At 62.3% G+C, this 7103-nt stretch carries 12 protein-coding genes; all 12 read right to left on the reverse strand.

All coding sequences use genetic code 11. From position 1 onward, the window contains the following. Nucleotides 1–383 (reverse strand): phage tail protein (locus AC1DVH_RS23915; protein ID WP_477755904.1); only part of this gene is annotated, 383 nt, incomplete at its 3' end. After that, nucleotides 376–987: a phage tail protein I gene (locus AC1DVH_RS23920; protein WP_477755905.1), complete on the reverse strand. Its 612-nt coding sequence runs from the start codon at nucleotides 985–987 to the stop codon at nucleotides 376–378. The genes AC1DVH_RS23920 and AC1DVH_RS23915, both read right to left, overlap by 8 nt. A 1-nt stretch (nucleotide 988) precedes the next feature. Beyond that, on the reverse strand, nucleotides 989–1867 hold the full coding sequence (locus tag AC1DVH_RS23925; RefSeq protein WP_477755906.1) for a baseplate assembly protein: 879 nt from the start codon (nucleotides 1865–1867) through the stop codon (nucleotides 989–991). Then, complete coding sequence (locus AC1DVH_RS23930) at nucleotides 1864–2190, reverse strand: GPW/gp25 family protein (protein ID WP_043302559.1); 327 nt, start codon at nucleotides 2188–2190, stop codon at nucleotides 1864–1866. Before AC1DVH_RS23930 ends, AC1DVH_RS23925 begins: the two co-directional genes overlap by 4 nt. A 13-nt stretch (nucleotides 2191–2203) precedes the next feature. Then, nucleotides 2204–2425, reverse strand: a complete 222-nt coding sequence (locus tag AC1DVH_RS23935; RefSeq protein WP_477755907.1) for a hypothetical protein — start codon at nucleotides 2423–2425, stop codon at nucleotides 2204–2206. Nucleotides 2426–2482: 57 nt separating this feature from the next. Continuing rightward, on the reverse strand, nucleotides 2483–3043 hold the full coding sequence (locus AC1DVH_RS23940) for a phage baseplate assembly protein V (protein ID WP_115947893.1): 561 nt from the start codon (nucleotides 3041–3043) through the stop codon (nucleotides 2483–2485). Continuing rightward, entirely contained in the window at nucleotides 3010–3573 is a 564-nt protein-coding gene (locus AC1DVH_RS23945; RefSeq protein ID WP_115947969.1) for a hypothetical protein, read from the reverse strand. Before AC1DVH_RS23945 ends, AC1DVH_RS23940 begins: the two co-directional genes overlap by 34 nt. Continuing rightward, on the reverse strand, nucleotides 3566–4201 hold the full coding sequence (locus tag AC1DVH_RS23950) for a hypothetical protein (protein WP_477755908.1): 636 nt from the start codon (nucleotides 4199–4201) through the stop codon (nucleotides 3566–3568). The genes AC1DVH_RS23945 and AC1DVH_RS23950 overlap by 8 nt, the downstream gene beginning before the upstream one ends. After that, nucleotides 4198–4512: a head-tail joining protein gene (locus AC1DVH_RS23955; RefSeq protein ID WP_477755909.1), complete on the reverse strand. Its 315-nt coding sequence runs from the start codon at nucleotides 4510–4512 to the stop codon at nucleotides 4198–4200. The genes AC1DVH_RS23950 and AC1DVH_RS23955 overlap by 4 nt, the downstream gene beginning before the upstream one ends. Nucleotides 4513–4514: 2 nt before the next feature. Further along, nucleotides 4515–5510: a major capsid protein gene (locus tag AC1DVH_RS23960; RefSeq protein ID WP_104449527.1), complete on the reverse strand. Its 996-nt coding sequence runs from the start codon at nucleotides 5508–5510 to the stop codon at nucleotides 4515–4517. A gap of 62 nt (nucleotides 5511–5572) precedes the next feature. Then, nucleotides 5573–5917 (reverse strand): head decoration protein, encoded by a 345-nt coding sequence (locus AC1DVH_RS23965; RefSeq protein WP_477755910.1) that lies wholly within the window; start codon nucleotides 5915–5917, stop codon nucleotides 5573–5575. Beyond that, on the reverse strand, nucleotides 5914–7062 hold the full coding sequence (locus AC1DVH_RS23970) for a head maturation protease, ClpP-related (protein ID WP_477755911.1): 1149 nt from the start codon (nucleotides 7060–7062) through the stop codon (nucleotides 5914–5916). The genes AC1DVH_RS23965 and AC1DVH_RS23970 overlap by 4 nt, the downstream gene beginning before the upstream one ends. Nucleotides 7063–7103 lie beyond the last annotated feature (41 nt).

Below are 7103 nucleotides of genomic sequence, written 5' to 3' on the forward strand. Positions count from 1 at the left end.
CGTACGACCTGGGTCTTGCCACTGCCCTGGTCCAGCAACGGTTTGTAGCTCGGCGCGCAGTTGGCCACCGCCACCAGGTCGCCGTCGACATCGTACAGGCCGATCTCGCGAATCCATTCACCGCCGACTTCCGGCGGGATGATCTGCTCGGTGATGACGGTGTTGGGGTTGGCCGGATCGACGCGGATCTGGTTGATCGGCGCCCGGCGCCATTCGTTGATCAACTGGGTCTGCAGGCGATCGGGAATCGGGTCGGTGCCGTTGGCATCGCCCAAGCCCATCTCGGTGAACATCCAGTCCAGCCCCATGGCGATGGCATTGGCGTGCTTGGCCTCACCGACCGCCGTGAGAATGGCAAAAAACTGACTGGTTTTATCAATCATAGGGATAAACGTCCAAAGTATCGGTTTCATCGACGCAGAGCGCCGGGCCAAAAGAGCCGGTCACGTCGATGTCTTGCGCGGTCGGCGGGTACACGTCGATCTCTTCGCCCTCTTGCACGCACACGGCGATGCCCACCACCCCCTCGGTTTGCAGACTGAGCGCCAGGTTGGTCATGTGCCGGCTGACCGGACGGGCGTCGTCGATCAACCACGCCAGTTCCTCGTACAGTTCCTCGGTGATGCCGGCGTCATTCAGCCCCACCTCCAGGGCGAACGTACCGGGAACGCCTTCCGGCACGGTGTCGAACCATTCCACAACGTCGATCAGGTAGCCCAAAGGCTCGACCACCCGCCGCAATGCACCGATGGTGCCTTTGCGTGCATGCACGTCGTACGCCGAACGGATCGCCGTGCGCTTGGCTTCCTGTGTCCAGTTGTTGTTCCAGCGGTCCACTGACCAGGCCCAGGCGAGGTACGGCAACAAGTGCTCGGGGCAGGTGTCGGCGTTGTACAAACTGCGCAGCGGAATCAGCGTGTTTTCGTAATTGGCCGCTTCCACGGCCAGCTCCAGCGGCGTGCTGTTGAGCGGCAGCTGAGTACTCATGTCAGGCCCCCAGGATCACGCTGTAGCCAGTGCAATACGCCGCCTCAGCCTTGCTCGGCTTGATGTCGGTCCAATCCAGCAACTCAACCCGGGCGATGCCGGGAATGTGCAACTGCGCATCGATCCCCGAGCGCGCCACTTCCAGTCCCAGGCGGCGGCGCGGGTTGATCCACTCGCTAAGGCGTTTCTGGCTTTCGGCCAGGTAGGCTTCGTTTTCGGGCCCCGGTGCCTGCGGGTACAGCACCGCTTCAATGTGGTAGTCGATGACCACAGCGCTCTGCACCGTGAGGCGGTCGGCCACCGGCCGCACGTCTTCGTCGTTGAGGTGCAGCCGGACCTCTTCCAGCAGTTCCGGCGAGGCGGCACCGCTGCCTTCCAGGCTGAGCACTGTGACCACCACCACGGCCGGTGACGGACTTTCCGCCGTGGCATCGGCCACCAGGCCCGAGGCGTTGCGCGCATGGAGGATGTAGCTGTTGCGCGGCCCGGCCGTGGTCAGCCCCTCATATGACAGCTGGACCCGCTCGCGCAGGGCATCGTCCTCTTCGAGCACCTGCGGCGTCGGCGGCACCGTGCTCGGATCTCCGGCCTGAATCACCAGGCGCTGCAGGTTGACGTTGGCGGCCAGATGATCGAGGTCGGCCCGCTCGGCGTGGGCCAACAGCAAGGCCTTGCCCGCGTCGTTGACCCGCGCCCGGTTCTGCAAGGCGCCATATGCGGCCTGCTCGATCAGCTTGAGCACCGGGTCGCTTTCGAGCTCCGCACTCCAGTTGTCGCCCATGCTCAGGCGGAAGGCTTCCAGCTTCTCCTGGTAGACCACTTCAAAGTCGAGGTCTTCAAGCACTTGCGGCGGCGGCAGGGCCGCCAGTTCCATAGTCATGCGGACACCTCCAAAGTCACGTCGCTGCCCAGGTACTGCCCGGTCAGCTCAAAGGTGATACGCCCGTCGAGGATGGCCACGGCGCGCACCCGGCCCAGTTTCAGGCGTGGCTCCCAACGCCCGAGCGTACTGGCCACCTCGGCCTGCACGGCGCTTTTCCAGCCGTCATTGACCGGCAGGTCGACAAAGCGCCGTAGCTTGCTGCCGTACTCCGGGCGCATGCGTCGGCTGCCCAAGGGCGTGGACAAGATGTCCTCGATGGACTGGCGCAGGTGATCGAGTCCGGAAATGAGTTGGCCGGTGCGGCGGTCCAGTCCGATCATCCCGATCATGTGATCAGCCCTCGACCGCGACAAAATCCTTGCGGCCATGCAAATACTCGATCGCGACCGTGTCATCCGAGGCCACCGCGACCCGCCCTTTTTCCACTTTCAAGGTGCGCTCGGCCTCCAGCAGAATCAGCACCCGCGACGTGTACAGCGTGTCGCGAAAGAAGCTCAGCGTGGCCGGCGAGGGCGCTTCGTTGGCGGTCGAGACTTCCTTGGTTTTACTCGTCATGGTTTTTCTCCAGACATGAAAAAGCCCGCGCGCGGCGGGCTGAAGGTGAATGTTCACTCAATGCGAGTGGTTGCTGCTGTTGCCCCCGGCATCCATGATCGTGCCGGCGCCGGTGATGTCGCCGGATACACTCAACGCACCGTCGATGCTCACCTCACCCACCAGGGTGATCTGGCTGGCAGTCACCCGGATTTGCTCCGGCGTCACGTCAAGCTGCGAGCCTCCGACCGTGATGGTTGCGCAGCTGCCGTCGGGTAATGCGATGCTGTAGCTGCCGGCTTGCCAGTCGTAGACCAGCGAGCCGCCATCGTCGAAGTACCAGGCCTCGACGTGATCGCGGTTGTCCGGTGGTGCCCCGGCGTTGCCATACAGCCCCGGGATGAAGGTGCCCATGGCCGGATCACCGCTGGGGCTGAACAGCACGCCCTGCTCCCCCGTGCTCGGTGCACGCCAATGACGTGCCTTACCCGCGGCCAGGCTGTGCCAGCGCACCCAGGCACTGACCCAAGTACCGGCCTTGACCCGCACCCGGCCGGCCATCAGATCAATACCGACCACCACGCAGGGCATCAGCATCGCCGCGATCATCCGGTCATGTTCGGCGCTTGCGTATTCCATGCCAGATCCTCCGGCTGAAAGTAGTGATCTTCATTGCCGGTACCGGTGCAGCCATCGACATTCAGGTACAGGGTGCCCGGGGGCTCGACAGGCCAAAGCCACTCAACCTCGCCGAGGTAGATCTGCTGGGTCCATTCCACCGTCCACACGGTGTAGCCATCCAGTTCGGGTTTGGTCCAGTCCTGACGCGAGGCCACAAACTGCGCCTGTTCGACGTTATCCAGCCCCCAGGTTTGTGCCCGCAACAGAACGGCAAGTTGTGCCGCCAACTGGGCACCAAGTTGCTGATGACGGGCCAACTCGGGCGCAACAATGACCCGCGCTTCAAAGCGCTGGATCAACACGGTTTCACCGGTGCCGATGTCAGGCCCGGGCTCAAACTCAACCGGCTCGAGAAATACCGCCGGCAACGCTATCCGGTCCTGAATGTCCGGACAGGTCGCCACAAACCGCACCGAAGGCAGTGCCTGGCGGATGTGGTCCTCGATGGCGGCGTACAACGCATCCAGCGAAAAGGCAGGATCAGACACGGGTACTCCCCTTCAGGTATTTGTGCAGTTCAAAGTTCATCTCTTGTTTGAACACGACCAGTAGACGCTCGTCGGCCTTGTTGGCCCAGGTGTAAAACGGACCTTCAACTTCTTCGAGCGAGACCTTGGCCTTGGCCAGTGGAAAGCGATTGTCGTTTTCCACGATCCAGCCCGAACTTGTGCCTCCACCCGCGGACGCGCTGCTGCCGGGWTAGTCATCCGGGTTGAAATGTTTGCTGGAGGTGCGGATCCAGATGTCCGCCTTGTTGCCATAGACACGCTTGTAAAAGGCGCCCTGGTAGCGCCGCCCCGCCACCGAGACACCGGCCTTACCCTGCCGGGGATTGCCTACCCGGCTGGCCTCCATCGGGTTGGTGCCAAACCAGAGTTTGCCCAACTGCCCTTGGCCTTTGATGGGATAGCTGCGCAGGCGCTGACGCACCGCCCGGACGGCGATCCGCTCCTGTTTACTGACATCGCGCGCCATGTGCGTGGCCAGCCAGCCCAAGGTCTTGTTGATCGCCCGTCGTTGCGCCGCAGCAGCGGCCTTGGGCACCACCTTGGCCAGACTGTCGAAGGCCTGCATGTCCTTGGTCGAGAGTTGCAGCGAAACCGGAACGGCACTCATGCTTTTAACCTCAACGACAAGGCCACCAGACCATCACCCGCCGGTTCCAGGTGAATCAGGGTGTACTCGCCGCCACCGTCCAGGATGGGCAACTCGATCTGCACCGTTTGCGCTTTTTCCACGCCCGCGGCATCGGCCACCCGAATATGAAAGCACGGCTCGCGCAGACCGGTGTTCAAGCGCCCGATCTTGGGTTGCAACCAAGGCGCCGAGAACATGCCCAGCACGCGCCGACCTTCAATGAAGCCAACATCGGCCAGGGTGTCGAACACCACGCTGTCGATCTCCGCGACCAGGTCTCGAAAGGCCATGGTCAGAGCGTCAGCAGGATCTGCGCCCGAGGACGCGTGCACAGGTGTAACGGGTTGGACTGGGCTTCTCCAGCCATGCCCTTGTTGAACGGCAGTGGTTCCAGCTTGCTGTAATACGGCAGGCCTTGGGTGTTGGCCGTTTCCATGTAATCCGCCGGAGCAAAACAGGAGATGTACAGCTCCGGCACACCTTCGGGAATCAACAGGGCTGTATCGTCATGAATAAACGACACGCCAGCGATGCGCCCGCGGTAGCGCTCCCAGACGATGCCACCGAGCTCGAAGCTGTCCCGCGCATCACCACGCAATTCCGCGGCCTGGATCGTATTGAGGTAGGTTTCCTCAACCGATTTGTGTGTGATCAGCTTGTTCCAGAAATTCTTGCCACAGAAGGCCCGCGCGCCCGAGCTGGTGACGCTACCCAGTTCATCGTCCTGCATGTCCAGCGCTTCGGCGCACTTGACCCGGATCTTCGTCGCCGAGTCGTTCAGGCCCATGGACAAGCTTTGTTGCTCCACACCAAACGCCTGATAAATGTTCAGCAGGACCGTCGAGCCATCCGCGTCCAGCACCAGGCCGTTCAGCGCGCCCATGCGTTGAAATTCATGGGTGGCATCGAGCTGACGCTTGGCCTTGCTCAGGCGCGTGTTCACTACGCCCTGCACGGCCTGCAACTCGGTGGTCGTACCAAAGGCGCGAATGCCCTGGATCTCGTCGGCCTTGATGGTGAAACGCTGCGGCAGGTGCACGGTGTTGAACGGAATCATCTGACGCTTGCTTGCACCCACGACCAGACCCGAGGTGCCGCGCTCACCCGCCGGCACCAGGGCCAGGGTGTTGCCGTCCTTTTCGATCTGCACGGTCAGGGTGCTGATGCCTTCCTCGCGAAACAGGCCCAGGCTGCTGATGCGGCCCGGCAAGTATTCCTGCTCATTGATCGCCGCGGTAAGCGAAGACACGGAAAAAACATCGTCGGTAAAAATGCCAATGTCGGCCATGAAGGGACTCTCCAGAAAAGCAAAACCCCGCACAAGGCGGGGTTGGGGTAAGGGGGGCTGACTTAGCGGGCTATCAAAAATTGAGCCGCCAAGGCGGCCTCCGCGTCAGCATCGAAACCGGTCAAATGCACCTCGCTGACCTCGGCCAGCCGTACCACTGCACTGGCGCGACGCTCTTCGGTCGATTCACCCAGCGGCCCGTAGAGGATGCAGGCCGCCACTTCAGTGCCATCAACGGCGGCAGGATCGTAGGGGGCAAACTCATTGGTCGCCGTGACCAACCCCAGCACCTGGCCARCATTCAGTGCGGCACCGGCGGCCACCAGAATGGATTCACGAGAGATCTTCCCGGCCCCTTCGGAGAGCAGAAACTCGCCGGCGTGTAGCGTTTCGTACTTTACGGTCATGCTCGTGCTCCTTTTGCACTTTTGAGTTGCCCTGCATGGGCGGCCTGACGGGCCGCCCAGATCGAAGAGGGATTCGGTTGTTTCGCCAGCACCTTTGGTGCAGGGTCATCGTCGAGGGGTACGCTATTGTCGATTTCGAAACCGTTGCCACTGCTGACGATCTTGTCAAACAGCCGCGCGCGTACCGCGGACTCATCCAGCCCGGCAGCCACGTATTCGGTGCCCAGCTCTGGCAAACGTGCCGCGACACACAGGTCATGCACTGCCTTGGCCCGCGTCAGCCCCGCCAAGACGATCTCTTCGCTTTCAAGCTGGGTCGAACTGAGCAATGGCGCGACCAGGTTGCTGATCCCCGCCTCCGTGCAACGTTGAGTGATCAACAACGCCAGCTTGGCCGAGTCCATCACGGGCTTGGGTGGATCGTTTGGCGCCGGCTCCGGATCTGGCTCAGGCAACTCATCGAGCTGGGCCAGCAATTCAGCTGGGGTGTGTTGATAACGCTGCATCACCCCGCCCTGCCCCAGACACGCCTTGACCGGCACCCCGTCGCCCACCTCATCGGCCAGCCCCAGAGCCACTGCCTCACTGGCTGTCAGCCAGGTTTCGGCGGCCACCAAACCCCGTAACTCCACCTCATCGATGTCCGGTGCCTTGGCCTTGTAGGCCGCGATGATCGCCTCCATGGTTTGGTCGAGGACATCCGCCACCTTGCGAAAGCTCTCGGCATCGCCGGCCGCATAGGTCCATGGGTTGTGGATCATCAGCATCGCATTGGACGCGATCACCACCTTGTGAGCACCGCACACCGCGACACTGGCCGCACTTGCAGCCAATGCATCGACACGCGCCGTGCAACGTTCGCCCAGCCGCGACAAAGTGTTGTGCATGGCCAACCCGTCGAACAGGTCGCCGCCGATGCTGTTGAACGCCGCGATCACCGGCGACACGCCATCATCGACGGCGCGCAGATCCTGCATAAACTGACTGGCCGTAATGCCCCAGGTGCCGATCTCGCCGTACACAAAGACTTCAATCAGCCGCTCGGTGGCTTCACCGCTGGCATGCACGGCGTACCAGCTTTTGTCCTGCACCGGCACCCGCTGGCCGGCCTTGTTGTAAATGCGCGGCGGCGTTTTCTTGCTCATGTCTGCTCCTTGTCGTCGAGCGCCTGGAGCAGTTCGACGAG

Source organism: Pseudomonas sp. P4_C3 (assembly GCF_056402075.1).